Origin of the sequence: Pseudomonas protegens CHA0 (genome assembly GCF_000397205.1) — a bacterium.
Taxonomy (GTDB): domain Bacteria; phylum Pseudomonadota; class Gammaproteobacteria; order Pseudomonadales; family Pseudomonadaceae; genus Aquipseudomonas; species Aquipseudomonas protegens.
This window is the reverse complement of record NC_021237.1, coordinates 2,870,965-2,896,411: the sequence shown is the minus strand read 5'-3', so window position 1 is coordinate 2,896,411 and position 25,447 is coordinate 2,870,965. Positions and strand designations below refer to the sequence as shown.

The 25,447-nt window shown below is 65.5% G+C and carries 23 protein-coding genes; 12 read left to right on the top strand and 11 right to left on the bottom strand.

Going from position 1 to position 25,447, the window contains the following annotated elements; all coding sequences use genetic code 11:
• Positions 1-161: 161 nt before the first annotated feature.
• Together PFLCHA0_RS13185 and PFLCHA0_RS13180 are read left to right on the top strand one after the other, a co-directional pair.
• Complete coding sequence (locus PFLCHA0_RS13185; RefSeq protein WP_011060869.1) at positions 162-845, top strand: response regulator transcription factor; 684 nt, start codon at positions 162-164, stop codon at positions 843-845.
• Entirely contained in the window at positions 823-2,217 is a 1,395-nt protein-coding gene (locus PFLCHA0_RS13180; protein WP_011060868.1) for a sensor histidine kinase, read from the top strand. The genes PFLCHA0_RS13185 and PFLCHA0_RS13180 overlap by 23 nt, the downstream gene beginning before the upstream one ends.
• A 207-nt stretch (positions 2,218-2,424) precedes the next feature.
• Here PFLCHA0_RS13180 and PFLCHA0_RS13175 read toward each other — a convergent pair whose 3' ends face one another.
• From PFLCHA0_RS13175 to PFLCHA0_RS13160, 4 genes are all read right to left on the bottom strand, one after another.
• Positions 2,425-3,066 (bottom strand): trimeric intracellular cation channel family protein, encoded by a 642-nt coding sequence (locus tag PFLCHA0_RS13175; RefSeq protein ID WP_015635302.1) that lies wholly within the window; start codon positions 3,064-3,066, stop codon positions 2,425-2,427.
• Between the two features lie 177 nt (positions 3,067-3,243).
• Positions 3,244-3,504 (bottom strand): DUF1652 domain-containing protein, encoded by a 261-nt coding sequence (locus PFLCHA0_RS13170; RefSeq protein ID WP_015635301.1) that lies wholly within the window; start codon positions 3,502-3,504, stop codon positions 3,244-3,246.
• A gap of 1 nt (position 3,505) precedes the next feature.
• Positions 3,506-3,757 (bottom strand): CsbD family protein, encoded by a 252-nt coding sequence (locus PFLCHA0_RS13165; RefSeq protein ID WP_015635300.1) that lies wholly within the window; start codon positions 3,755-3,757, stop codon positions 3,506-3,508.
• A gap of 136 nt (positions 3,758-3,893) precedes the next feature.
• Positions 3,894-5,381, bottom strand: coding sequence for a PAS domain S-box protein (locus tag PFLCHA0_RS13160; RefSeq protein ID WP_041117729.1), 1,488 nt, complete (start codon positions 5,379-5,381; stop codon positions 3,894-3,896).
• A gap of 205 nt (positions 5,382-5,586) precedes the next feature.
• Between PFLCHA0_RS13160 and PFLCHA0_RS13155 the strand changes: the two genes are divergently transcribed.
• Positions 5,587-6,129, top strand: coding sequence for a GNAT family N-acetyltransferase (locus tag PFLCHA0_RS13155; RefSeq protein ID WP_015635298.1), 543 nt, complete (start codon positions 5,587-5,589; stop codon positions 6,127-6,129).
• Between the two features lie 26 nt (positions 6,130-6,155).
• Here the strand turns inward: PFLCHA0_RS13155 and PFLCHA0_RS13150 are convergent, their stop codons facing one another.
• Complete coding sequence (locus PFLCHA0_RS13150) at positions 6,156-7,469, bottom strand: sigma-54 interaction domain-containing protein (RefSeq protein ID WP_015635297.1); 1,314 nt, start codon at positions 7,467-7,469, stop codon at positions 6,156-6,158.
• A 251-nt stretch (positions 7,470-7,720) separates the two neighbouring features.
• Between PFLCHA0_RS13150 and PFLCHA0_RS13145 the strand changes: the two genes are divergently transcribed.
• From PFLCHA0_RS13145 to PFLCHA0_RS13130, 4 genes are all read left to right on the top strand, one after another.
• Entirely contained in the window at positions 7,721-8,605 is an 885-nt protein-coding gene (locus PFLCHA0_RS13145; RefSeq protein WP_015635296.1) for an MBL fold metallo-hydrolase, read from the top strand.
• Positions 8,606-8,635: 30 nt separating this feature from the next.
• Entirely contained in the window at positions 8,636-9,913 is a 1,278-nt protein-coding gene (locus tag PFLCHA0_RS13140) for an NAD(P)/FAD-dependent oxidoreductase (protein ID WP_015635295.1), read from the top strand.
• Positions 9,910-10,737 carry a sulfite exporter TauE/SafE family protein gene (locus tag PFLCHA0_RS13135; protein ID WP_015635294.1) on the top strand — a complete coding sequence of 276 codons (828 nt, stop codon included), beginning with the start codon at positions 9,910-9,912 and terminating at the stop codon, positions 10,735-10,737. Before PFLCHA0_RS13140 ends, PFLCHA0_RS13135 begins: the two co-directional genes overlap by 4 nt.
• Positions 10,738-10,975: 238 nt before the next feature.
• Entirely contained in the window at positions 10,976-11,314 is a 339-nt protein-coding gene (locus tag PFLCHA0_RS13130; protein WP_041117719.1) for a YkvA family protein, read from the top strand.
• A 75-nt stretch (positions 11,315-11,389) separates the two neighbouring features.
• Here PFLCHA0_RS13130 and PFLCHA0_RS13125 read toward each other — a convergent pair whose 3' ends face one another.
• From PFLCHA0_RS13125 to PFLCHA0_RS13115, 3 genes are all read right to left on the bottom strand, one after another.
• Positions 11,390-12,406 carry a PDDEXK nuclease domain-containing protein gene (locus PFLCHA0_RS13125; RefSeq protein ID WP_015635292.1) on the bottom strand — a complete coding sequence of 339 codons (1,017 nt, stop codon included), beginning with the start codon at positions 12,404-12,406 and terminating at the stop codon, positions 11,390-11,392.
• 123 nt (positions 12,407-12,529) lie between these two features.
• Entirely contained in the window at positions 12,530-12,940 is a 411-nt protein-coding gene (locus tag PFLCHA0_RS13120) for a PA0061/PA0062 family lipoprotein (RefSeq protein WP_015635291.1), read from the bottom strand.
• A gap of 32 nt (positions 12,941-12,972) precedes the next feature.
• A complete protein-coding gene (locus PFLCHA0_RS13115) occupies positions 12,973-13,377 on the bottom strand; it encodes a PA0061/PA0062 family lipoprotein (protein WP_015635290.1) in 405 nt (134 codons plus the stop codon).
• A 229-nt stretch (positions 13,378-13,606) separates the two neighbouring features.
• Between PFLCHA0_RS13115 and PFLCHA0_RS13110 the strand changes: the two genes are divergently transcribed.
• The 5 genes from PFLCHA0_RS13110 to PFLCHA0_RS13095 all read left to right on the top strand — a co-directional run bounded on the left by PFLCHA0_RS13110 (position 13,607) and on the right by PFLCHA0_RS13095 (position 21,761).
• On the top strand, positions 13,607-16,828 hold the full coding sequence (locus PFLCHA0_RS13110; RefSeq protein ID WP_015635289.1) for an efflux RND transporter permease subunit: 3,222 nt from the start codon (positions 13,607-13,609) through the stop codon (positions 16,826-16,828).
• Positions 16,818-17,984 (top strand): efflux RND transporter periplasmic adaptor subunit, encoded by a 1,167-nt coding sequence (locus tag PFLCHA0_RS13105; RefSeq protein WP_015635288.1) that lies wholly within the window; start codon positions 16,818-16,820, stop codon positions 17,982-17,984. Before PFLCHA0_RS13110 ends, PFLCHA0_RS13105 begins: the two co-directional genes overlap by 11 nt.
• Positions 17,968-19,386 carry an efflux transporter outer membrane subunit gene (locus PFLCHA0_RS13100; protein ID WP_015635287.1) on the top strand — a complete coding sequence of 473 codons (1,419 nt, stop codon included), beginning with the start codon at positions 17,968-17,970 and terminating at the stop codon, positions 19,384-19,386. The genes PFLCHA0_RS13105 and PFLCHA0_RS13100 overlap by 17 nt, the downstream gene beginning before the upstream one ends.
• A gap of 366 nt (positions 19,387-19,752) precedes the next feature.
• Positions 19,753-20,121, top strand: a complete 369-nt coding sequence (locus PFLCHA0_RS31215; RefSeq protein ID WP_080644451.1) for a VOC family protein — start codon at positions 19,753-19,755, stop codon at positions 20,119-20,121.
• Positions 20,122-21,488: 1,367 nt separating this feature from the next.
• Positions 21,489-21,761: a hypothetical protein gene (locus PFLCHA0_RS13095; protein WP_015635286.1), complete on the top strand. Its 273-nt coding sequence runs from the start codon at positions 21,489-21,491 to the stop codon at positions 21,759-21,761.
• An 84-nt stretch (positions 21,762-21,845) separates the two neighbouring features.
• Here the strand turns inward: PFLCHA0_RS13095 and msrA are convergent, their stop codons facing one another.
• The 3 genes from msrA to PFLCHA0_RS13080 are packed head-to-tail and all read right to left on the bottom strand — an operon-like array spanning position 21,846 to position 25,431.
• Complete coding sequence (gene msrA / locus PFLCHA0_RS13090; RefSeq protein ID WP_015635285.1) at positions 21,846-22,310, bottom strand: peptide-methionine (S)-S-oxide reductase MsrA; 465 nt, start codon at positions 22,308-22,310, stop codon at positions 21,846-21,848.
• Positions 22,307-23,362, bottom strand: coding sequence for an ABC transporter substrate-binding protein (locus PFLCHA0_RS13085; protein ID WP_015635284.1), 1,056 nt, complete (start codon positions 23,360-23,362; stop codon positions 22,307-22,309). The genes msrA and PFLCHA0_RS13085 overlap by 4 nt, the downstream gene beginning before the upstream one ends.
• Positions 23,359-25,431 (bottom strand): ATP-binding cassette domain-containing protein, encoded by a 2,073-nt coding sequence (locus PFLCHA0_RS13080; RefSeq protein ID WP_015635283.1) that lies wholly within the window; start codon positions 25,429-25,431, stop codon positions 23,359-23,361. The genes PFLCHA0_RS13085 and PFLCHA0_RS13080 overlap by 4 nt, the downstream gene beginning before the upstream one ends.
• Positions 25,432-25,447 lie beyond the last annotated feature (16 nt).

The window sequence follows — 25,447 nt, the reverse complement described above, 5'->3', positions numbered from 1 at the left end:
AAAGTGGCGCGATAATATCAGGCAGCGCGGCCTCTGGCAGGGGCTTGTTCAAGGTCTGGACAGAGGCCTGGAGGCGCAGATGAAAGTTTTTTTAGAATTGCGGCCGCCGTTTCTTGGCAAAATGCCCGCCTGTGTCACGAACCGCCAAACAGGTAACGCCTATGACCCGCATTCTGACCATCGAAGACGACGCCGTGACCGCCCGGGAAATCGTCGCCGAACTGAGCAGCCACGGCCTCGACGTGGATTGGGTGGACAATGGCCGCGAGGGCCTGGTGCGCGCCGTGAGCGGCGACTACGACCTGATCACCCTGGACCGCATGTTGCCGGAACTGGACGGCCTGGCCATCGTCACCACCCTGCGCACCATCGGTGTGTCGACACCGATCCTGATGATCAGCGCCCTCTCCGACGTCGATGAACGGGTGCGCGGCCTGCGGGCCGGGGGCGACGACTACCTGACCAAGCCCTTCGCCTCCGACGAGATGGCGGCCCGGGTCGAAGTGCTGCTGCGGCGCAAGAACACGGTCAAGGATTTCGACACCAGCCTGCGGGTGGCGGACCTGGAACTGAACCTGATCAGCCGCGAGGCAACCCGCGCCGACCAGTTGCTGAGCCTGTTGCCCACCGAATACAAGCTGCTGGAATTCCTCATGCGCAACACCGGCCAGATCCTCTCGCGGATGATGATCTTCGAGGAGGTCTGGGGCTATCACTTCGACCCCGGTACCAACCTGATCGACGTGCACATCGGCCGCCTGCGCAAGAAGATCGACCCGCCCGGCATGACCCCGTTGATCCGCACCGTGCGAGGCTCGGGTTATGTCATTGCTGAACCCCTCTAAAGGCTGGCGTTCCTCCAGCAGCCGCCTGCTGGCGCTCTACAGCACGCTGTTCGTGGCCTGGAGCTGCATCCTCATGGGGGTGCTGTACTACGAGGTCTCCACCTACCTGGACAGCCTGGCCAAGCACTCGCTGATGCAGCGCCAGCACCTGTTCGCGCGCTTCGAGGGCGACCAGTTGGTGGAAGCCCTGACCACCAGCATGACTTTCGACATGCGCGCCATCGACGCCTACGGCCTGTTCGATGAACAGCGCCGCCCCCTGAGCGGGCCGATCCGGCAGATACCCGACGACCTGCCCCTGGACGGCAAGATCCACGAACTGAAGAACTGCATCGACTCCGACGACCCGAGCCTGCCCCGCGACAGCTGCGACGCCGTGGCCACCCACACCCGGGATGGCCGCTGGCTGGTGCTGGTGCGCGACAACGGCTCGCTGTTCGCGGTGACCCGGATCATTCTCCACGCCCTGCTCTGGGGCATTTCCCTGACCATCATTCCCGGCGCCGCCGGCTGGCACCTGCTACGCCGCCGGCCCTTGCGGCGCATCCGCCAGATCCAGGCCAGCGCCGAAGCCATAGTCGCCGGCGACCTGACCCGGCGCCTGCCGCTGTCGGACCGGCGTGACGAGCTGGACATGCTGGCGGCCATCGTCAACGCCATGCTCGAACGCATCGAACGGCTGATGCATGAGGTCAAGGGCGTGTGCGACAACATCGCCCACGACCTGCGCACCCCGCTGACCCGCCTGCGGGCCCAGCTCTATCGCCTGCAGCAACAGGCCGAGGAAGGCTCGCCCCAGGCCCTGCAGATGGACCAGCTGCTGGCCGAGGCCGACACCCTGATGGCGCGCTTTCGCGGGTTGCTGCGGATTTCCGAACTGGAGGACCAGCAGCGGCGCTCGGGCTTCCTGGTGCTCGACCCCCTGCCCCTGCTGCACGAGCTCTATGACTTCTACCTGCCCCTGGCCGAGGAAGGCCAGTTGACCCTGGTGCTGGATGTACCGGCGAGCCTGCCCAGCCTCACCGGTGACCGCGCCCTGTTGTTCGAGGCCCTGGCCAACCTGCTGAGCAACTCCATCAAGTTCACCCCACCGGGGGGCGAAGTGATCCTGCGGGGGATCGACGACGACGGCAGCCCGCGCCTGGAAGTGCTCGACTCAGGCCCCGGAATACCCGCAGCGGAACGGGCGGCGGTGTTCCGGCGCTTTTACCGGGTGGATGAAAACAATGCCCAGGGCGGGTTTGGCCTTGGCCTGTCGATCGTCGCGGCGATTGTCAGCCTGCACGGCTTCAAGCTTGAGGTGGGCAGCAGCGAACGCGGCGGCGCGCGCCTAAGCCTGGACTGCCGGCCGAGCCTGATTGCCGACAATTGATCCCGGCCTCCACGCCCCTATGATCCGGTGCCTGTGACCCTGTGACCCTGTAGCCGCTGCTGAGCCTGCGAAGCTGCGAAAGGCCGGGCCGCGTTCGGTACGCAGGGCCTTGCTTGACGATCTTGCGCCAAACCTTCCGCGCTCTCACGCTCCCGGTGTCTTCTGCGTCGCAATGCCGCCCAAGCCGTTCACAGCCTGCATCAGCGGCTACAAGGCCTTGGGCAGTTGCCAGCCGTAGCGCACCGAGAGCATGCGCAGGGCGAAACAGACGGTGCCCGCCAGCCAGGCCGACCATAAAGGCGGCACGCCCAGGCGCCGGGCGATGACCAGGCTGGCCGCGCCGACAAAAGCCGAGCTGGCATACAGGTCGACCTGCAGCACCAGAGGAATGCGGGCCAGGACAATGTCGCGAATCACCCCGCCCCCCACCCCGGTCACCGTGCCCATGAGCATCGAGACAAAGGGCGAGATGCCGAAGTTCTGCGCCTTCTGCGTGCCCGCCACGGCAAACAGCCCCAGTCCCGCGGCGTCCAGCAGAATCAGCAGCGGCCCGGACCACCCCAGCACCCAGTCCCGTGCCACGAAGGCCAGTCCGCCCATCAGCAGCGCCAGCGCCGGGTACCGCCAGTCGGCCACGGCCTTGGGCGGCGTGGCGCCAATCAGCAGGTCACGGGTCACCCCTCCGCCAAGGGCAACGATAAAGGCGATCACCATCACCCCCAGCAGGTCCAGTTGGGCGCGCATGGCGCTGATCGCACCCTCCACGGCAAACACCGCAGTGCCCGCCAGATCCGCCACCAGCACGATGTTTTCCAGGCGCCGGGGCAAGCCCTGGGCCCGGGCGTTCATGGGCCCATCCAGAAAAGCGAGGTGATCAGGAAAATACGGCGCGGCAACAGGGTTGAAGGCATGCCCGGGCACCTGCAAAAGGCTGGAGATGACGGCCGGGAACCCGACCGTCGACCCTTTGCTTATAGTTCAGGCCGTGGGCTGTCGCCATCGACCGGCCCCCGTGCAAGGCCGGGGTCAGGGCGCCAGATCGAGCTGGCCCAGGGAGTTGCTGCCCAGCTCATAGAGCAGTTCGTCGATGATCTTCTGCACATCGGCTTCGCTCTGCAGCGCCCGGGCGCTGAGCCCGGTCACCACCAGGTCGACCCGGCCGCTGGCCGGCTCGAACACCCGCAAGGTCAGGGTGCCGTCACCGGCGTTGCTGAAGCTGCAGGCCAGGGGCGCCAGGCGCTGCTCGATACAAGCGCGCAACTGCGCCAGGGTGATGGCCGCCGGCATTTCAGCGGCGCCGCAGCAGCAGGCCCGCCAACAGGCCGACGCCGGCCAGCAGGGCCACGCTCAACAGCGGTTTGTCCCGGACCCAGCGCGCGCCGTGGTCCAGGGCCTGGCCGTACTTTTCCTGCAATTGCCCGGCGGCTTCCCGGGCCATGCCGCGGGCTTGCAGTTGCTCATCATCCAGCCACTCACCCACCACGGCCTCGGCCTTGCCGGCCACCTTGCCCACTGTGCCCTTGATCTGTTCGCTAGCCATGCTGGCGCTCCTTCTACTGCGGTTCATGAATGGCAGAGGCCCGATACAGAGCCCTGCGCAGAATCACAGGATAGAAAGGCCCGCCCCTGGGCAAAAGGCGCATTTGCACTGGTTGCACTGGTGCATTTGCACCGGGTCAGCCGGCACTGCCGGCAAACAGCCCGCGCTCCCGGGCCCAGACAATGGCCTCGCCACGGCTGTGCACATCGAGCTTGGAGTACAGGGTGGCCACGTGATTGCGCACGGTGTTGGGGGCCAACTGCAGTTGCGCGGCAATTTCCTTGTCCGCCAGCCCCTGGTAGATCAGCCCCAGGACCTCGCGCTCGCGGGTGGTGAGCTCGGCAGAGGTTACCGCCGGGGCTTGCGCGCTGCGGGTGTTGCGCACATTGGCGAGTTTTTCGATCAGGGTCTGGCTGAACCAGGAGGCATCACGCATCACCTCCTCGATGGCGCCCACCAGCTCCAGCTCCGAGCGCTTGCGCTCGCTGATGTCCATCAGCACCAGCAGGTAGCAGGGGCTGTCCTGGATCAGCACGGTATCGGCGTAGGCCACGCAGTCCACCTGCTCGGCGCCCTTCTTGCGCACCTTGAGGTCCAGGCCCATGACGTTGCCGCTTTTCTCCAAGCGGCCGAACAACTGCTCGGCGGCCTGGGGCTCGGCGATAAAACCGATGTCCTGCACGGTCTTGCCCAGCAGCTCTTCGCTGCTGTAGCCGCAGGTGTCGAGAAAGGCTTCGTTGACATCGACGATCTGCTGCTCGGCGCTGCACACCAGGGTCGGCACCGGGGTCAGGCGGAACGACTTGGCGAAACGCTCCTCGCTCTGGCGCAGGGCGATCTCGGCCTTGCGCCGCGGCTCCAGGTCCATGAAGGAAAACAGCATGCAGTCCTCGTCGTTGATGTCCAGCGGCTGGCCGGCGACGATCACCAGCTTGCTGCCGCCCTCGGGCAGGCGCAGCTCGGCCTGCATCTGCGGGATGGTCGCGCCCTGCCCCAGGCGTTCGACGGCCAGTTCCTTGTGCTCGGCGTCTTCCAGCACGTCCAGCTCGTACACCGAACGGCCGATCACCTGGTCCCGGGCATAGCCGGTCATCTCCAGGAAGCCCTGGTTGACCTTGATGTAGCGCAAATCCCCCAGGCGGCAGATCACCGCCGGCGCCGGGTTGGCGTTGAAGGTCTTCTCGAAGCGCTGCTCGGCGCTGGCCCAGTCGGTGGCGTCACTGAGGATCAGCACCAGGGACTCCGGCGCGCCATTGCGGTCCTCGAGGATCATGCTGCGCACCCGGTGCACCCAGTGCCGGGGTTCGCCATCGATCTCGGCCTGGACCTCCACCACCACGTCGCTGAAGGTCTCTCCGGCAGCCACCCGGTTGATGGGGTAGCTGTCCAGGCCCAGTGGATGGTTGTTGCGGTAGCGCAAGGCATAGCGCCGGGCGTATTCGCGCAGATTGCCGCCCAACTGCTCGACCGTGCTGACGCCGTGCATGGCCAGGGCCGCTTCATTGGCCCAGAGCAGGGTACGGGGCTTGTCGGTCTCGATCAGGATCACCCCGTCGGACAGGCCGGAGATGATCTGCTGCAATTGGCGGCGGTTGGTTTCGGTGGCAAGTACGGCCTGGCTCATGGCATCTCCGGAAGAACCCGACGCTGCGCCAAACATCCCGCACGCCGGAAAAAAGGGGGCTGCAACTACGACCACGGCGCGCCGCCATCGTGCCCCGGCCCGAGCGCTGGAGCCCCTTTGGGCAACGGAGTAAGCTGCCCCGTCCGGATTGCGGGCCAGCCGCCAGCCCGGCGACACCGGCCAGCCGCCCCTCGAGGAATGACGCATGATCACCATCCGTGAAGCCGACAGCCGCGATATCGACACCCTCCAGGCCATTGGCTGCGCCACCTACCGCGAGCACTTCGCCGCGATCTGGAGCACCGAAGGCATGCAGCAGTTCCTGGCCCAGGACTTTGCCCCCGCCCCCCTGGAACAGTCCCTGGCCGACAAGCACCTGCACCTGTGGCTGCTGGCCCTGGACCCGCAGCAGCAGCCCATCGGTTTTGCCAAGCTCAACTGGAACCGGCCACTGCCCGATGGAGCCCGGCGCGGGGCCGAACTGCAGAAGATCTATCTGCTCAAGTCCGAGGCCGGCAAGGGCTATGGCCGCCGGTTGCTGGAGCATGTGCTGCAACGGGCCAGCGCTGCCGGTGAGCCCTGCCTTTGGCTGGACGTGCTCAAGAGCAACGGCGGCGCCCGGCGCTTCTATGAAAGCGCCGGCCTGCGGCAGGTCGACGAGGTGCCGTTCAGCACCGACCTGGAACAGATCGGCATGTGGGTGATGGCCTGCGACCTGCCCCTCCAGAACCACCCCGCCCAAGATTGAGGTGGCCCTGCCACCCTCGCCCGCCGCTACAGACCCAGGGCCTTGAGCCGCCGGTACAGGGTCCGCTCGCTCAGGCCCAGGGCCCTGGCCAGCTCACTGCGCGAACCCTCGAACACCTCCAGGGCATGGGCCAGTTGCTCCAGGTCCTTGCTGCCGCGGCGGCGGCCCGGCGGCGCTGGTGCCGGCGTGCTGCGCAGCTCCGGCGGCAGGTCCGCCAGGCGGATCACCCCGTCGTCGCTGAACAGCCGCGCCCGCTCGAGGATGTTGCGCAGCTCGCGGATATTGCCCGGGTAGGTGTACAGGCTCAGTTGGGCCAGGGCCTGGGGATCGACCCGCGGCACTACCCCGGGGTCAAGCCGGCGCAGCAGGCTGTCGATCAGCAGTGGCAGGTCGTCGCTGCGTTCGCGCAAGGCAGGCAGGCGGATCGGGAAGGCGCTGATGCGGTAGTACAGGTCCTGGCGGAAGGTGCCGGCGGCGACCATTTCCTTGAGCGGCTTGTGGGTCGCCGCCACCAGGCGGAAATCCGAGTGCACGGTGCGCAGGCTGCCCACCGGGCGAAAGCTGCCGGACTCGATCAGGCGCAGCAGTTTGACCTGCATGGCCAGGGGCACTTCGCCGATCTCGTCGAGAAACAGGGTGCCGCCATGGGCGGCTTCGGCCAGGCCGATCTTGCGCTGCAGGGCACCGGTGAAGGCGCCCTTTTCATAACCGAACAATTCGCTTTCCAGCAGGCTTTCGGTAAGCCCGGTGCAGTCCACCACCACCAGCGGCCCGCTGGCCCGGGGGCTGCCGTCGTGCAGGGCACGGGCGAACAGCTCCTTGCCGGTGCCGGATTCACCCTGGAGCAATACCGGGATCGGCGCCGGCGCCGCCCGCTGCAAGGCGCCCAAGGCTTCGTTGAAGGCCGGCGAGCGCCCCACCAGGCCCTTCTGCTGGGGTTGTACCGAGGCCACGGCCACCGAACTCAGGCGCTCGACATAGGCCACCACCGTGCCGTCTTGGCCAATGATCGGCCGCAGCTCCACGTCCACATGCTCCGGCCCCCGGGGCGTGTGGTGGATGTGCAGCATGCGTTCCGGTACGCGGCTGTCATGGGCCTTGCGCATCGGGCAATGCTCGCCGGCCTGGTCGCAGGGCACGGCGAACTGGTGGGACACCCGGTAGCACTTGGCGCCCACGTGGGGCTTGCCGGCCACGCCGAACTGACGCTGGTAGGCGGTGTTGGCGGCGATGATGTTGTAGTCGGTGTCCAGCACTATGGTGGGCTGCGGGTCGTGTTCGAGGTAGGACACCAGGGCGGACATCGGTGGCGGGACTAGGTCGGTGGCAATCAGGGACATGGGCAACTCCGGGGCAGAGGCGGCAGCTTAAAGCATGGGCGCCATCACTGCCATTTTCTGCCAGCAACTGCCAAATGACTGCCAACCTCGGGTGACAGTCCTGGCGACAACACATCACCAAGGGGTTGAAAAAGCGTCTAGACCAATGAACAGGCGCCAAACGACGCCGTTTCGGGTTGGCACGCTTATTGACACTTCAAGAAACGAGCGTCAGCGCAGACTGCCCTCACCTTCATTGCCTGGAGTGCCCCATGATCATCAGCGACACGCTGCGTGTAGAAGCCTTTTTCGACAGCCATACCTGGACCATCAGCTACCTGGTGATGGACCTGGCCAGCCGCCACTGCGCATTGATCGACAGCGTGCTGGACTACGACCCGAAATCCGGCCGCACCCACACCGAGTCCGCCGACCGCCTGATCGCCCGGGTGAAAGAGCTGGACGCCCGGGTCGACTGGATCCTGGAAACCCATGTGCATGCCGACCACCTGTCGGCCGCCGCCTACCTCAAGGCGCAGCTCGGGGCCCAGGTGGCCATCGGCAACCAGATCACCCGGGTGCAGAAGACCTTCGGCGCGCTGTTCAACGAAGCCCCGGCCTTTGCCCGGGACGGCAGCCAGTTCGACGTGCTGCTCGAAGACAGCGCCGAATTCGCCATCGGCGGCCTCACCGCGCGGGCCATGCACACCCCGGGGCATACCCCGGCCTGCATGACCTACCTGGTGCAGGTCGGCGACGAAACCCTGGCCTTTGTCGGCGACACCCTGTTCATGCCCGACTACGGCACCGCCCGCTGCGACTTCCCCGGGGCCGACGCGCGGACCCTGTACCGCTCGATCGGCAAGATCCTCGCCCTGCCCCCCAGCACCCGGCTGTTCATGTGCCACGACTACCTGCCCAACGGCCGCGAGCTGCAGTACATGACCACCGTCGCCGAGCAGCGCGCCAACAACATCCACATTCACCAGGGGGTCGACGAAGACAGCTTCGTGGCCATGCGCGAAGCCCGCGACGCGACCCTGGACATGCCGGTGCTGATCCTGCCTTCGGTGCAGGTCAACATGCGCAGCGGGCACTTCCCCGAGCCCGAGGACAACGGCGTGAGCTACCTGAAGATTCCCCTGAACACCCTATAACTATTACCTACTCCACACGGAGACCTTGCCATGCGCCCCTTCAACCCGGCCCTGCCCACTGTCGACGGCAGCCACCAGGTGCTGATCGTCGGTGGCGGTGCCGCCGGCATCGCCGTTGCTGCCAGCCTCTTGACCCGCGATCCACACCTGGACGTGGCACTCATCGACCCTGCCCGGCACCACTATTACCAACCCGGCTGGACCCTGGTGGGCGCCGGAGTATTCAGCGCCCAGTCCACCGAGCGCGCCATGGCCGAGCTGATGCCCCAGGGGGTCAAGTGGATCCAGGACGCGGTCAGCCGCTTCGACCCGGAACACAACGCCCTCGTGCTGGAGGACGGCCGGGTGCTGGCCTATGACCAACTAATCGTCTGCCCCGGGCTCAAGCTCGACTGGGCCGCCATCGACGGCCTGCCCCAGGCCCTGGGCAACCACGGCGTGACCTCCAACTACCGCTACGACCTGGCGCCCTACACCTGGCAACTGGTGCAGCAACTGCAACAGGGCGAGGCGCTGTTCAGCCAGCCGCCGATGCCGATCAAGTGCGCCGGAGCGCCACAAAAGGCCATGTACCTGTCCTGCGACCACTGGCTGCGCCACGGCCGCCTGGGGCAGATCAAGCCGCGCTTCCTGAATGCCGGCGGTGTGCTGTTCGGCGTCGCCGACTACGTGCCGGCGCTGATGGAATACGTGAAGAAGTACGGCATCGAACTGGATTTTGGCCATAACCTGGTGGCGGTGAACGGCCCGGCCAAACGCGCGACCTTTGTCCGCACCCTGGCCGATGGCCGCCAGGAAACATTGGAACGGGCCTTCGATATGCTGCACGTGGTGCCTCCCCAGTGCGCCCCGGACTTCATCCGCCAGAGCCCCCTGGCGGACGCCGCCGGCTGGATCGACGTCGACCCGGGCAGCCTGCGCCACAAGCGCTACGTGAACATCCACGGCCTGGGGGACGCCACCAATACCAGCAATGCCAAGACTGCCGCAGCGGCACGCAAACAGGCACCGGTGGTGGCCAACAATGTGCTGGTTGCCCTCAAGCGCCTGACCCGCCTGGCCGAATACGACGGCTACGGTTCCTGCCCGCTGACCGTGGAACGGGGCAAGATCGTCCTCGCCGAATTCACCTATGGCGGCAAGCTGGCTCCGAGTTTCCCGCGCTGGCTGCTGGACGGGCGCCAGCCAACCCGTCGCGCCTGGTGGCTGAAGGAACGGATCCTGCCACCGCTGTACTGGCGCGGCATGCTCAAGGGCCACGAATGGCTGGCCCACCCGACCCTGGCCACGGACACCCCGAAAGCATGAGCGAGCACAGTCTTCTGGGCGCCGGGCTGGGGGCGATCATTGGCGCGATCCTGGCCCTGACCGGGGCCGGTGGCGGCATCCTCGCCGTGCCGCTCCTGGTCTTCGGCCTGGGCCTGAGCATGGTCCAGGCCGCGCCCATCGGCCTGCTGGCGGTGGGCCTGGCAGCCAGCGTCGGCGCGGTGCTGGGCTTGCGCCAGGGCATCGTGCGCTACCGCGCGGCGGGCTTCGTGGCCGGCATCGGCATCCTCATGGCGCCGCTGGGCCTGTGGCTGGCCCACCGCCTGCCCAACCTGCCGCTGGCGCTGCTGTTCTCCCTGGTGCTGCTGTACGCCTGCGGGCGCATCCTGCGCAAAGCCAGCCTGGAACTGAAACAGGGCCAGCCGGCGCCGCGCCCGGCCTTCATGCCCTGCGTGCTCAACCCGGCCCAGGGCCGCCTGCGCTGGACCCTGCCCTGCGCCCGGGCGCTGACCTTCACCGGGATGCTCTCGGGGCTGCTTTCCGGGCTGCTGGGGGTGGGTGGCGGCTTCATCATCATCCCGGCCCTGAGCCGCTACACCAACCTGGACAGCAAGAGCATCGTCGCCACCTCACTGGCGGTGATCGCCCTGGTCTCCCTGGGCAGCGTGGTCACCGCCAGCCTCAGCGGGATCATGCACTGGGCGGTGGGCGCGCCCTTTGCCCTGGGGGCGGTCCTGGGGCTGGTGCTGGGACGCCAGGTAGCCAGCCACCTGGCCGGCCCGCGGCTGCAACAGCTGTTCGCCATTACCGGGATCCTCGCTGCCCTGCTGCTGGCCGGCGGCGCCCTGGGGCTGATTGCCCCTTGACCCCTTCGCCAGCCGGCTCCTGCAGCACCGTGTACGCCCCACACGTAGGAGCTGGCTTGCCAGCGAAGGCGTACTCACAGGCGCCCCTGTCCTGAAGCAAGATTCACGGCGCCTGGTCCGGCCCTTTCGCCGGCAAGCCGGCTCCTACGCTGAGAACGACCGGGGAAATATTGGCCTCTGCCGGTCCAGCGCTCGGGGGGCGACCATGACCTGGACCCATGTCCCTCAGGAGTGCGCCATGTCCACCGCCCAGTCCCTTGAACTCTGTTTCTGGCGCAAGATCGGCCGCTACGCCTCACGCATCGGCCGGGCCTTGATCCAGAAAGCCCTATGGCTCTACTACGCCGCGCAACGGCCGCAAACCCCGATCTGGGCCAAGACCACCATCTATGCCGCCCTGGGTTACTTCGTACTGCCGCTGGACATCATCCCCGACCTGCTCCCCGGGGCCGGGTACGTGGATGATCTCGGCCTGTTGACCGGCTCAGTGGTGACAGTGGCCGCCCACATCAACGCCGAGGTCCGGGAACAAGCCAGCGCACGCCTGGCCGACTGGTTCGGCAGTGAGTCGCAATGAACCGGAGGGCGGCGCCAGGCTGGGCATTCGACTCACCAAGGCAGTGCAGCGCCCCGGACACCATGGCCACCCGACTCACCGCGCCTGGGTGTCCAGGGCATAGAACTCCTGCAGCTTGGCCTGCAGCAGTTGCTTGTCCGGCAACTGGGTCCGGTACTCGGCGATCAGCGCCGGCGACAGGGAGCGGTTGAGGGCATATTCCACCACCTCGTCCTCCTTGCTGGCACAGAGCAACACGCCCAGGGCCGGATTCTCGTGGGGCTTGCGCACCTGGCGATCCAGGGCCTCCAGGTAGAAGTCCAGCTTGCCCAGGTACTCCGGCTCGAAGCGCCCGACCTTGAGCTCAACGGCCACCAGGCAATTCAACCCGCGATGGAACAGCAGCAGGTCCAGGGCGAAATCGCGCCCGCCGACCTGCAGCGGATAGCCTGAAGCGACAAAGCAGAAGTCGCGCCCCATCTCGATCAGGAAATCCTTGAGTTGGCGCAGAAGCCCCTGGTGCAGGTCGGCTTCGTCATGCCCCTGGGCCAGGCCGAGAAACTCCACCATGTAGGCATCCTTGAAGACCTTCAGGGCCTCGGGACGGGCCTGCTTCAAGGTTGCCGAGGCATTGGCCGGGCGGGTCAGCGTGCGTTCGAACAGCGCGGATTTGATCTGCCGTTCCAGTTCTCTGCGTGACCATTGTTCCTGGACCGCCAAGCGCAGGTAGAACTCACGTTCACTGGGCCCTTTGCTCTGTCCCATCACCACCAGATGGTGGCTCCAGGACAATTGTCGCACCAGTGGTGCGACTTTCTCGTCAGCACGATAGGCCTCATAAAACTGGCGCATGCGAAACAGGTTTGCCCGGGTAAAACCCCGCAGGCCCGGCTGCTGCCGCGCCAGGTAATCCGCCAATTGCCGGACCACGCCATCACCCCACTCCGCCGCCTCGATCTTGCGGCTGATATAGGCCCCGACCTGCCAATACAGCTCCACCAGTTCAGTATTCACCGCGCGCACTGCCCGCTGCCGCGCGGCGGTGATCATTTGCGCCACTTCGCCAAATGCCACTTCGGTGGAAGAGATCGCCGCTTCAGCCTCTTGCTTCATGACGCACGCCCGTTTGCTGGGAGACAGGCCCCTATCATCCCCTGGCTCGCCATGGGTCTGAAGTCAGGCCCGTCTCTTTGTGGTGAGCGAAATGTCCTTGTTTGAGCGCGGTAAACAGCCCCGTCAGCCGGGCATGCAATTGAAGTCGTGGGTACTGGCTACCTGCTTGCCCTTGGCGTCATACAGGCGCGCCGACACCTCGTTCCCCAGGCTCGACTCCACCAGTGTGTAATGCTCCCCGGCCTTGAAGCCGCCGTAGCTGATGTGGCCGTCGCAGTCTTGCTGGTTGGAGTCGCCGACGTTCTCTTCAAACAGGGTCACGTCCAGGCGGTGAGCACCGGGCTTGACCTGGAAATAGCGACCATCGTCGATCTTCTGCCCGTCCACCCGTTCGGCCATCAGGTCGTTGGGCGCCTCTTCCTGCAGGCCGATCCAGGCCTCGCTGGGATCGGGCCGGGGCATGGGCCCGGCGCAAGCGCCGAGCAGGCACGCGAGGCCCAGGACGGGTATCAGCAGCAGCGGTTTGAGTGTCATAAAAATCTACCTTGGCAATGAAAAAAGAAGCCCTACAGGCAACTGAACGGCCGGCTCTGGGCCACCTGCCGGCCCTGGGCGTCCAGCAGAGCGGCGCTGACGTCCTGGCCCTGGCTGGACTCCACCAGTCGGTAATGCCCCCCCGCCTGGAACCCGGCATAGTCCAGGCGCCCCAGGCAGTCGGGTTGCGCCGAGTTGCCGTTGGCCCCTTGCAGCAAGGCCATCCGCAAGCGGTGCTGGCCGGGGCTGACCTGGAAATAGCGGCCATCGTTCAGGCGCTGGCCATCGACGCTGTCGGCCAGCAAGTCGTTCGGCGACTCAGGAGCAAGATCGATCCAGGCCTGCTGAGGATCGGCCTTGGGCAGCGGCCCGGCACAGGCCGAAAGCAGGCACACCAGGCCCAGGCCCGGCAGCAGCAACAAGGGTTTGAGGGACATGGACGAAACCTCGCAAATGACAGTCATGAGTGCGGCGCAAGCCCGGAAAAATACCCTGCGCCGATGGCCACCAAGCTTGTCGAGGCCCCGGTGCGAGAACAAATGAATCCACATGAAAGGAAATACAGGCCTTACCTAAAACTTCCTTCACCTGGCTGAAAGCCGCGTGTTAGGTGGGTCGCTGCAGGCTGCCGAGGTTTGCAACCCCACTCCCTCGGAGGTTTTCGGCATGCTCGGGCTGGTCAAGACCGCACTGCTCAAGCCCTACACGTTCATCGTGCTGGCGATATTCATCTGCATCATCGGGCCCCTGGCGGCCCTGCGTACCCCCACCGACGTGTTCCCGGATATCGGCATCCCGGTGGTGGCGGTGGTCTGGCAGTACAACGGCCTGTCGCCGGACGCCATGGCCGGGCGGGTGATCTACACCTACGAGCGCTCCCTGAGCACCACGGTCAACGACATCCAGCACATCGAGTCGCAGTCGCTGCCGGGCATGGGCATCGTCAAGATCTTCTTCCAGCCCGGGGTCGATATCCGCACCGCCAACGCCCAGGTGACCGCGGTGTCACAAACCGTGCTCAAGCAGATGCCGCCGGGCATCACCCCGCCGCTGATCCTCAACTACAGCGCCTCGACGGTGCCGATCCTGCAGATGGCGTTTTCCAGCCCGACCCTGTCGGAGGCGAAGATCCGCGACCTGGTGCAGAACAACATCCGCCTGCCCCTGAGCGCCCTGCCCGGCCTGGCCATGCCCACCCCCATGGGCGGCAAGCAGCGCCAGATCACCCTCGACCTGGACCCGCAAGCCCTGGCCGCCAAGGGCCTGTCGGCCCAGGACGTGGGCAATGCCCTGGCGGCGCAGAACCAGATCATCCCGGTGGGCACCGCCAAGCTGGGCAGCGATGAATACACGGTGCTGCTGAACAACAGCCCGACCGCCATCGAGGAGCTCAACGACCTGCCGATCAAGACCGTGGACGGCGCGCTGATCACCATCGGCCAGGTGGCCCACGTGCGCGACGGCTCGCCGCCGCAGACCAACATCGTGCGGGTCGACGGACGCCGCGCGGTGCTGATGCCGGCCCTGAAGAACGGCAACATCTCCACCCTGTCGATCGTCGACGGCATCCGCCAGATGCTGCCGCGCATCAATGAGACCCTGCCGCCAGCGCTGAAGACCTCACTGCTGGGGGACGCCTCGGTGTTCGTCAAGCAGTCGGTGGGCAGCGTGGCCCAGGAAGGCATCATCGCCGCCCTGCTGACCAGCGCGATGATCCTGCTGTTCCTCGGCAGCTGGCGCTCCACACTGATCATCGCCGCCTCGATTCCCCTGGCGGTGCTCTCGGCCATTGCCCTGCTGGCGCTCAGCGGCCAGACCCTGAATGTGATGACCCTGGGCGGCCTGGCCCTGGCGGTGGGGATCCTGGTGGACGACGCCACCGTGACCATCGAGAACATCAACTGGCACCTGGAGCAGGGCAAGGCGGTCAAGCAGGCCATCCTCGACGGCGCCAGGCAGATCGTCGGCCCGGCCTTCGTCTCGCTGCTGTGCATCTGCATCGTCTTCGTGCCGATGTTCCTGCTGCAGGGCATCGCCGGCTACCTGTTCCGGCCCATGGCCCTGGCGGTGATCTTCGCCATGGCCAGCTCGTTCATCCTCTCGCGGACCCTGGTGCCCACACTGGCCATGTACCTGCTCAAGCCCCATACGCCGGAAGCAGGTCCGGGGCATCACCCGGAAGATGCCTTCATCAACCATCACGAAGGCGAACAGCATGCCAAGCCGCGCAATGCCCTGGTGCGCGGGCTATTGGCCTTTCAACAGGGTTTCGAGGCGCGTTTCTCCAGCGTGCGCGACACCTACCACGGCCTGCTGCACCTGGCCCTGGGCCGGCGCAAGACCTTCATCCTCGGCTTTCTTGCCTGCGTGCTGGCCTCCTTCGCCCTGCTGCCGAGCCTGGGCCAGGACTTCTTCCCCGCCACCGACGCCGGGGCCCTGGCCCTGCACGTACGGCTGCCCCTGGGCACGCGGATCGAGGAAAGCGCGGCGGCCTTCGACCGCATCGAAGCGCGGATTCGCGAAGTGATTCCGGCCGAGCAACTGGACAGCATCATCGACAACATCGGCATCCCCTTGAGCGGCATCGACATGGCCTACAGCAACAGCGGCACCATCGGCCCCCAGGACGGTGATATCCAGGTCACCCTCAAACCCGGCCACGCCCCCAGCGCCGACTATGTAAAACAGCTGCGTGAAGCCTTGCCGGAAAGCTTCCCCGGCAGCCAGTTCGCCTTCCTGCCGGCAGACATCAGCAGCCAGATCCTCAACTTCGGCGCCCCGGCCCCCCTGGACGTGAAAATCTCCGGGCCCGACGCCGCGGCCAACCGCGCCTACGCCCTGGAACTGCAACGGCGCCTGCAACATGTGCCGGGCATTGCCGACCTGCGGATCCAGCAGTCCACCGGCTACCCGTCCTTGCAGGTCAAGGTCGATCGCCTGCGGGCCAATGGCCTGGGCATCACCGAGCGTGACGTAACCAACAGCATGGTGGCGTCCTTGGCCGGCAGTTCCCAGGTGGCGCCGACCTTCTGGCTCAACCCGAAGAACGGCGTGTCCTATTCCATCGTCGCGGCTACCCCGCAGTACCGCCTGGACAGCCTGCCGGCCCTGGAAGCGCTGCCGGTGACCGGCAGCAACGGCCAGTCGCAGATCCTCGGCGGCCTGGCGGACATCTCCCGGGTCGAGAGCCCGGCGGTGGTCAGCCACTACAACATCCAGCCCACACTGGACCTGTACGCCAACGTGCAGGGCCGCGACCTGGGCGCCGTGGCCCACGACATGCAAAAGGTTCTGGACGACGCTGCGGCCCTGCGACCCAAGGGCGCCACGGTCAGCCTGCACGGGCAGATCGACGCCCTGCACGAAGCCTTCAGCGGCCTGAGCCTGGGCCTGCTGGGAGCGGTGGTGCTGATCTACCTGCTGATCGTGGTCAACTTCCAGTCCTGGGTCGATCCGTTCGTGATCATCACCGCGCTGCCGGCAGCCCTGGCCGGGATCGTGTGGATGCTGTTCTTGAGTGGCACCTCGCTGTCGGTGCCGGCGCTGACCGGGGCCATCCTGTGCATGGGGGTGGCCACCGCCAACTCGATCCTGGTGGTGAGTTTTTGCCGCGAGCGCCTGGCGGCACATGGCGATGCCCTCAAGGCCGCGCTGGAAGCCGGCTACACGCGCTTTCGCCCGGTGTGCATGACCGCCCTGGCGATGATCATCGGCATGCTGCCCCTGGCCCTTTCCGAAGAGCAAAACGCGCCCCTGGGCCGCGCGGTGATCGGCGGGCTGCTCCTCGCCACCGTGGCCACCCTGATCTTTGTCCCCGTGGTCTTCAGCCTGGTCCACGGCCGCCGTCCCCAATCCGCTGTTGCTGGAGAAAACACCCATGTCGCCTGATCACACCCCTTCGCGCAAACGCCTGATGCTGTTGGGCATCGGCGGCCTGAGCCTGGCTGCCCTGCTGGTGGCCAGCGGCCTGGCCGCGCGCACCCGGCATGAACGGGCCGTCGTTGCCTGGACCGAAACCGCCGCCGTGCCGCAAGTGCTGGTGTTCCAGCCGCAGCACAACGTGCTGGGCGACACCCTGCGCCTGCCGGCGCACCTGGAAGCCTGGAGCAAGGCGCCGATCCATGCCCGGGTCAGCGGCTACCTCAAGGACTGGACCCAGGACATAGGCACCCACGTGGCCGCCGGGCAGGTACTGGCCCATATCGACAGCCCCGACCTGGACCAGCAAGTGGCCCAGGCCCGGGCGCGGATGACCCAGCAGCAAGCCAATGCCCGGCTGGCCCAGACCACCGCCGAGCGCTGGCAGAACCTCTTGGCCAGCCACTCGGTATCGCGCCAGGAAGCCGATGAAAAGACCTCCAACGCAGCCGCCGCCAAAGCCAATGCCGAGGCGGCCGCCGCCGACTATGCGCGGCTCTCGGCGCTGGAGGACTACAAGACCATTCGTGCGCCGTTCGCCGGCACCATCACCGCCCGCCACACCGATATCGGCCAGTTGATCAAGGCCGACAACGACAGCGACCCGGAGCTGTTCGACCTGGCGGACACCCACAAACTGCGGCTCTACGTGCCGATTCCGCAGAACTACGCCAGCGTGATCCGCCCCGGCCTGCACGCGCAGTTGACCGTGCCCGAGCACCCTGGCCAGCACTTCAGCGCGCAACTGCTGGGCGATTCCACCGCCATCGACCCACGCTCCGGCACCCTGCTGGCGCAGTTCGTCGCCGCCAACCCGGACGGCGCGCTGATGCCCGGCGACTATGCCGAGGCGACCCTGGCGATTCCCGCCGACACCCACGGCGTGAGCATCCCCGCCAGCGCCCTGATCTTCCGCGCCCAGGGCACCCAGGTGGCGGTGATCGACGGTTCCCGCCACGTGCACCTGCGCAGCATCCATATCGGCCTGGACCTGGGGGAACGGCTGGTGATCGACCAGGGCCTGCAAGCGACCGACCAGGTCATCGACAACCCGCCGGACGCCCTGCGCGAAGGTGATCTGGTGCAACTGGCGGACGCGGGAGGCGAACATGCGCCCAAGGCTTAAGCCCCTCGCCGCCCTGCTGTTGCTGGCCCTGCACGGCTGCTCCCTGGCCCCCCAGTACCAAGTGCCGCCTATCGACCTGCCCGCGCACTATCGCGAACAGAGCGCCGACGGCCCCTGGCACCCGGCCGCCGCGCCCCAGGTGCTCGCCGAACAATGGTGGCGGCTGTACCAGGACCCACAGTTGGATGACCTGCAACAACGCCTGCTCCGAGCCAACCCGGATCTGGCGGCGGCCCTGGCCCACTACGACGCTGCCCAGGCCTACGCCAGCCAACTGCATGCCGGGCTGTTCCCGCAGATCAGCGCCAGCGCCCAACCGCTGCGCCAGCGTCAGTCGGACAGCCGCCCGCTGCGCGGCAGCACCCAGCCTTCGGTATACAACAGCAACACCGCCGGTTTTGCCCTGGGCTTGGACCTCGACCTCTGGGGGCGGATTCGCAATCAAGCGGCTGCCGGAGATGCCCAGGCCCAAGCCTCCGGCGACGACTTGGCAGCCGCGCGCCTGAGCCTGCAAAAACAGCTGGCGAGCCTGTATGTGCAACTCAATGGCCTGGACGCCCAGAGCCGCATCCTCAGCCACTCCCTGGAGGATTACGCCCAGGCCCTGCAACTGACCCGCGACCGCTACCAGGGGCAGATCGCCTCGGAACTGGACCTGACCCGGGCCCAGAGCCAACTGGCCAGCGCCGAAGCCGAACTGGACGAAGTGCGCGCCCAACGCAACCTCACCGAACACGCCATCGGCGAACTGGTGGGCGAGCCGGCCAGCCAATTCCACCTGACGCCCTCTGCGCAACTCTTGAGCCTGCCGAGCATTCCCCGGCAACTGCCCAGCACCCTGCTGCAACGAAGGCCGGACATTGCCGCCGCCGAACGCCGTGTGTATGCCGCCAATGCCGGCATCGGCATCGCCCGCGCCGCCTGGTACCCGGATTTCAGCCTGACCGGCATGCTCGGTGGCCAGACCCAGGGCGTGGGCAACCTGCTGGCGGCGGGCAATCGCTATTGGGCCCTGGGGCCGTTGGTGAACCTGCCGATTTTTGATGGCGGCCGGCTGAGCGCCAATGAACGCCAGGCCCATGCCGAGTTCGAAGAAGCCGCCGCCCATTACCGTGGGCAAGTGCTGCGAGCGGTGCGCGAGGTGGAGGACAACCTCGGACAACTGCGGGACTTGCACCAGGAAGCGCTGGACCAACAGGCAGCGGTGAATGCGGCGCTGCATACCCAGACCTTGGCCATGAACAGCTATCAGGCCGGGGCGGTGAGTTACCTGGATGTGGTGACGGCGCAGACTGCAGCCTTGCAGGCGCAACGGGGGTTGCAGGCGGTGCAGACAAGGGAGCTGCAGGCCAGTGTGGGGTTGGTGGTGGCGTTGGGTGGGGGGTGGAAAGGTGGGGCTTGAAACCTGAAACATGATCGCCTGGCGGGTCTCTCCAAGGTGCCCCGGCGCGCAAACCCACAATACGGTGTTGGTGAACCTTGGCTCGTCCTCCCCTGGTACCTTCGCGGCCGGCTAAATGCGGTTTCAGCAAACTCCACACATTGTCGGAGATATCGTGGCGCCGATGAGTTGCAAGGGCATGACACGCACTTAAGCCGAGCCGGCTTAACGTAGGATTTCCCCAAACTCAGCGGCCTACCCTTGTTGTGCGTATCAATCAATCCTGACGGAAACTGTCACTGCCCTGCAGCATAATGACGACAATGAGCAGCTTTAACATGCTAATCATGAGTACTAAACCCTGCTACAAATACGAGATATTAAATTATGAGAGTCAACTACTGCGTCCTAGGTACAAATAACATGGAGGCCGCAATTGAGTTCTACAATGCACTCTTTGAGGAAACAGAACTCAAGTACGTGATATCAACAGACAGAATGACTTACTGGCAAAGCAGCAATTTCTCATTTGCGCTAGCAACTCCCTTTAACAAGGAGCCTGCAACAAATGGAAATGGCACGATGATTGGTTTTAATGTTGACTCTGTAGAAAAAGTAAAAAGCTTTCATGAAAAGGTGATTGAATTAGGCGGTACCTGCGAGGGTAAACCCGGCCAACGGGGACCATACTTTTCAGCGTATGCGAGAGATTTGGATAAAAACAAACTATGTTTTTCTGCCCAGATGCCTGCTTAATCTCATGCCCACAAGCTTTGATAGCCCAGAGGGCAATACAAATATCTGAGCAGAAGTATTGCTTCACCATCAGTTCCTCTGACGATGAACGGATGGGTAAATTAGGTTTCAGCGAGTTCCATAAATTGTCGTAAATATCGTGACGCCGATAGGTTGCAAGACCCACGACACGCTGACCGTCTAACTAGAAAGATCAATCATCAATGTTTTTTTAGTCTGCGACGACACTCACCAGTCTATTTTAAGGGGTGATATAGAGGTCGTTAGGGAGGTTCGGAATACATATCCGTTGCTGCGTTTCATTTTTACCGCGGTGGTATACATATCCGTTGCTGCGGGTGTGGCCACTTACGGTTTCGCTCTTACAGCGAGTCACTTTGGAAAAGCCCCAAAGTAACCAAAGGGCTCCTGCCCCTCCACTCGGCGCCTCGCCTAGGCTCTGCGTGCCCTCTCTCCGGCATTGATCCGTGGGCCGCCGCCACAGGCCATCCATGGCCTGATGGCGGCTAACCCGGCGTCCTGCCGGGTTACCCACGGCTCAATGCCTGCGTTCGGCCATCGTGTTTAAGGGGGCAGGAAGATCAAAAGCAAAAGCAAAATCTGACGGCGGCCTTGCGGCCGGCCTGAAGATGGGGCGGTGTGCACCGCCCCCATGTAGGAGCTGGCTTGCCAGCGAAGGCGTCCGCCAGGGCGCTGCATGTCTTGCGGGCCGATTCGCCGGCAAGCCGGCTCCTACGAAGAGCGCGCAAACGCGCTTGGCTTTTGCTTTTGATCTTCAGGCCCCTTCCCAGCAGGCCGAGCGCAGGCGTTGCGTAGGGGGCAGCTCGGCAGGGATGCCGAGCTAGCCGCCATCAGGCCATGGATGGCCTGTGGCGGCGTGCCCCCGGAGCAATGCCGAAGCGAGGGCACCCCGAGCCCCAGCGAGGGGCCGTATGGAGGGGCAAGCGTTTTTTGGTTCCTTTTTTTGGCGTTTGAAAAAAAGGGACTCGCCGTAAGGGCGAAACCCTAAGTGGCCGTGACCGCAGCAATAGATATGTCCCCCATCAAAACCAGCCACCAGACAGTCGACACAACCACTCAAACATCAACTTCAATGCCCGGTTGCACCGCTCTGGCATCCCTCCTATAGTCCGCCCCTCGCAACCAAATCCGCGAGCGACCTTGGCCGGTCGAATATAGGAACGCATCCACTTTCAAACATCCTCGCAATCGCTTTTGTACCGGCGATCAAAGGTTGATGACGGTGGTGCGCGGGACACCCCAGGGTGTGCTGTTGCCCTCTCCTCGGCCAACCTGCTCACGCATCACTGCCCCAATCCTCACGGTCGGCAAAAAAGGCGATTGCTCTATAAGCAGGAGCCATACCTATGACTGACCATCACCTCCCCCGCTTCACCCCCATCGACACCCACGACACCGAACACCCGGTGTTCTACCTCGACACCCAAGCCCCTTTGAGCGACCTGGCCAGCAGCACCGCCCACCGTTTCACCATGGTCCGCGACCTGATGGACAGCCTGTCCACCCTGGAGCTGAAAGACATCAGCGATTGCGACCTGACCCGCATCACCCGTGGCGTGCACCTGCTCACCCGAGAAGGCTGCGCGGTGCTGGAAGTGATTCAGTGGCGGGTTGCGTAGGAGCCGACTTGCCGGCGAAGGCGGTCTTGCGGGCCTCTTCGCTGGCAAGCCAGCTCCTACAGAAGCCTGCGTATCTGCAAACGATCAGATATGACAGCTGCTCAGGCCGTTCTTTTCCAGGTAACGCTGGTGTTCTTCATCCGCCAGTTCAAAGCGCCCCAGTGGTACGACCACCGTGGCTACGGGTTTGTTGAGGCGGCCGGAGTCTTGCAGAGCGGTCTTGGCCGCCCTCGCCTGTTCGGCCTGCGCGGCGTTGGTGTGGAAAATCGCCGAGCGATATTTCACCCCGCCATGCTCGCCCTGGCGATCCACCGAGGTCGGATCGTGCAGGTCCCAGAAGTGTTCGATCAGGCGGGTATATGCCAGCACCTGCGGGTCGAAATCCACCTGCACCACTTCAATCTGCAAGGCTTCGTCCGCCGCTTCCACGGCGTAGCCGACGCGGCTGTCCACGACCCCAGGCAGCGCCCGAAACGCGGCTTCCGCGCCCCAGAAACACCCGGCGCCGAAGGTCGCCTGTTCGAGGCTGTTCACCGGCGCCCCACTCATTGCGCCACTCCCACTTTCTCGCCGCTGGCACCCAGCCAGCCATCAACGATCTGCGGGTGCGCCGCGACCCATTCCTTGGCCGCCTGCGCCGCCGGTTGCTGTTCCTTTTCGATCTTGAGGATCAGGTCATTCAGGGTCTGGGGTTCGATGTTGAAGTTCTCCAGGAACGCGGCGATCCGTGGTGCGCGTTTTTGCAGGGCGCTGGAGGCCAGGACATAGACCCGTGCATCCGGGTAGGCGCAGGTGATCTTGCTCTTGCTCAGCCAGTCGGCATCCACTGTCGGGCTGATGAATTTCCAGCAGCCATCGGCCTTGTACAGCGGGTCGCCCTTCTTGTTGTCCTGGGCGTAGCCGTCGAATGCCGGTTCATCCAGGCGGCGCAGGTCGAAGGCGGAGAAGATCCAGTCCGGGGTGTAGGCGTAGAACACCACGCCGCGCTGGGCCTTGTAGGCCGCGGCCAGTTTGGCGTAGGTCACCGAGGCTTCGGTGGACACAGACTCGAATTTATCGGCAAAGCCGAAATCCTTGGCCTTGATCTGGCCGATGTAGGTCGACTCCCAGCCCGCCGGGCCCACCAGCAGTTGCGCCTTGCCGCCGCCCAGGGGTTCGAAGAGTTTCGCCACTTCGGGCTTTTGCAGGTCGTAGACCGACTTCACGCCGTATTTGTCTTGCAGGTAGCCGGGGATGTAGAAGCCCTGTACCCCCAGGTACGGTTGCTTGTTGGGCACCAGGGAACGGGTACCGCCGGTGACGTATTTGGCCCAGGCGGCGGACTGGTTGGGCAGCCAGATGTCGGTCAGTACGTCCACCGAACCGTCGCCCTTGGCAGCGGCGGCGAACAGCACCGGAACGTCACCGGCCAGGTAGGAAACGTCGCCGTCGAGGCGGCTCTTGATCACTTCGCCGAGGATATTCTGGATGGCGATGGCGCCGGTCCAGTTCTGTTCGCCAATGACGATCTTGTCCTTGGCCAGCACCGGCAGGGACAAACCCAACAGCAGCGCGGCGGCGCCAAGGGTACGGGTAAACGACTTGTTCAAGGGACACCTCATGATTGATGCATAGTGCGATCCCGCTGGCGCAGGGTCGCTTGAATGATTCGATCGGGAATCAGCGCGCAGAACACGATCGCGGCGCCGGCCAACATGCCCTCGCCGCCCTTGATGTTGCGCAGCGCGGTCATCACGTCGTAGCCCAGGCCACCGGCGCCGATCAGCGCCGCCACCACCACCATCGACAGGCTCATCACCAGGGTCTGGTTGATCCCCAGTAGCAAGGAGCCGGCGGCCAGGGGCAGTTCGACCTTGGTCAGGATCTGCCACGGCGTGGCGCCGTGGGCCAGGGCTGCTTCGACGGCGGTCTTGGGCACTTCCTGAATCCCCAGGGCAGTGAGGCGGATCATCGGCGCCAGGGCGAAGATCACCGTGGCGATCACCGCCGGGGTCTTGCCCACCGAGAAGAACGCCACCGCCGGGATCAGGTACACGAAGGTGGGCAAGGTCTGCATCACGTCCAGGAGCGGAGTGATCAGGCGCCGGGCCAGGGCGCGCTTGGCCAGGAGAATGCCGGCGGGTACGCCGATCAACAGCGAGATCAGCACCGAGGAGCCCACCAGGGCCAGGGTGGCGATGGTCCGCTCCCAGAAACCGAACAGGCCGATGTAGAGCAAGGCCGCGGCACTGGTCAGGGCCAGGGCGGCGCCGGCGCTGCGCCAGGCCAGCAGCACCAGGGCCAGGGCCGGCACCGGCCAGGGCAGCCAGCCCAGCAGGCTTTCGATGCTTTCGATCACCGTGCGCACGGCGACTATCACGCCGACGAAGGTGCTTTCGAACGTCACCTGGGACCAGGCAATCAGTTGATCGATGGCCGCGGCGGTGCCCAGCAGCACTTGCCGGTCGGCGGGAAATTGCAGCCAGGGGCCAGAGGCATCGGTGGCCAACACCCGCCACAGCACCAGGACCTGGGACAGCAGCAACACCAGCCACGGCAGACGCCAGTCCGAACGCCCCAGGCGGCTGGGGCGGCGGGCCAGGGCCAGGCTCAACAGGCGGCTGAGCAGCAAGCCGATGAGCGCCAGGGCGGCCCAGGCGAAACTGGCCGTGGCCAGCCCCTGCCCCAAGGCTGCGGCCGCCCCCAGTTCCAGGGCGAAGCCCAGCCAGTAGAGGCCCCCGCGACCGCTGGCGGCCAGGGCGGCGGGCCCCAGCAGCAGGGCCTGGGCAGAGGACAGTCCGGGGTTGACCGGCGCCGGGGTCGTCGCGCTCTTGCGCGGGGCAATCGTCGCCACCGGCGTGGCGCTGCGGGCGCCGTGTTCCTGGAAGAAGTCCGCCACTTCGGCATCCGCCGGCTGCTTCAGCAATTCCTCGGGCGTGCCGACCTGAATCAGCTGGCCGTGGCGCAGCACGGCGATGCGGTCCGCCAGGCGCAGGGCTTCGGCCGGGTCGTGGGTCACCAGCAAGGTGGTGATGCCGCGCTCGCGCACCACCTGCAGAAAGTGGCTTTGCAGGTCGCGGCGGATGGTCGGGTCCAGGGCGCTGAAGGGTTCGTCCATCAGCAGGATGTCCGGCTCGCTGACCAGGGCCCGGGCCAGGCCGACCCGCTGCTGCATGCCGCCGGACAGCTCATGGGGATAGTGATCGCCCCAGCCTTCCAGGCCCATGGCCTGCAGTTGCACGTCGGCCGCGGCATGGCGCAGGGCCTCAGGCTCGCCGCGCAGTTCCAGGGGCAAGGCGACGTTGTCGCGCACGCTGCGATGGGGCAGCAGGCCGAAGTGCTGGAACACCATGCCGATGCGCCGCGAACGCAGGGTGCGCAGTTCCCTGGCCGAAAGCTGGCTGATGGCCGAACCGTCGATCAGCACCTCGCCGCTGCTGGGCTCGATCAACCGGTTGATATGGCGCAGCAAGGTGGACTTGCCGCTGCCGGAGGTGCCCATCAAGCACAGCACTTCGCCACGGCGCACCTTGAGGCTGACCTGCTCAACCGCAGGCGGAGCGGACTGGCCACGGCGGCGGGCGTAGTGCTTGGTCAGGTGGCGCAATTCCAGCACCACGTCGGCGTTAACCGCGGGCGAGCTGATTGAGGCAGGGACGGCAAAGGCCTCTTGGGGGTGAACGGCAGACACGGGAACTCCTGACGCC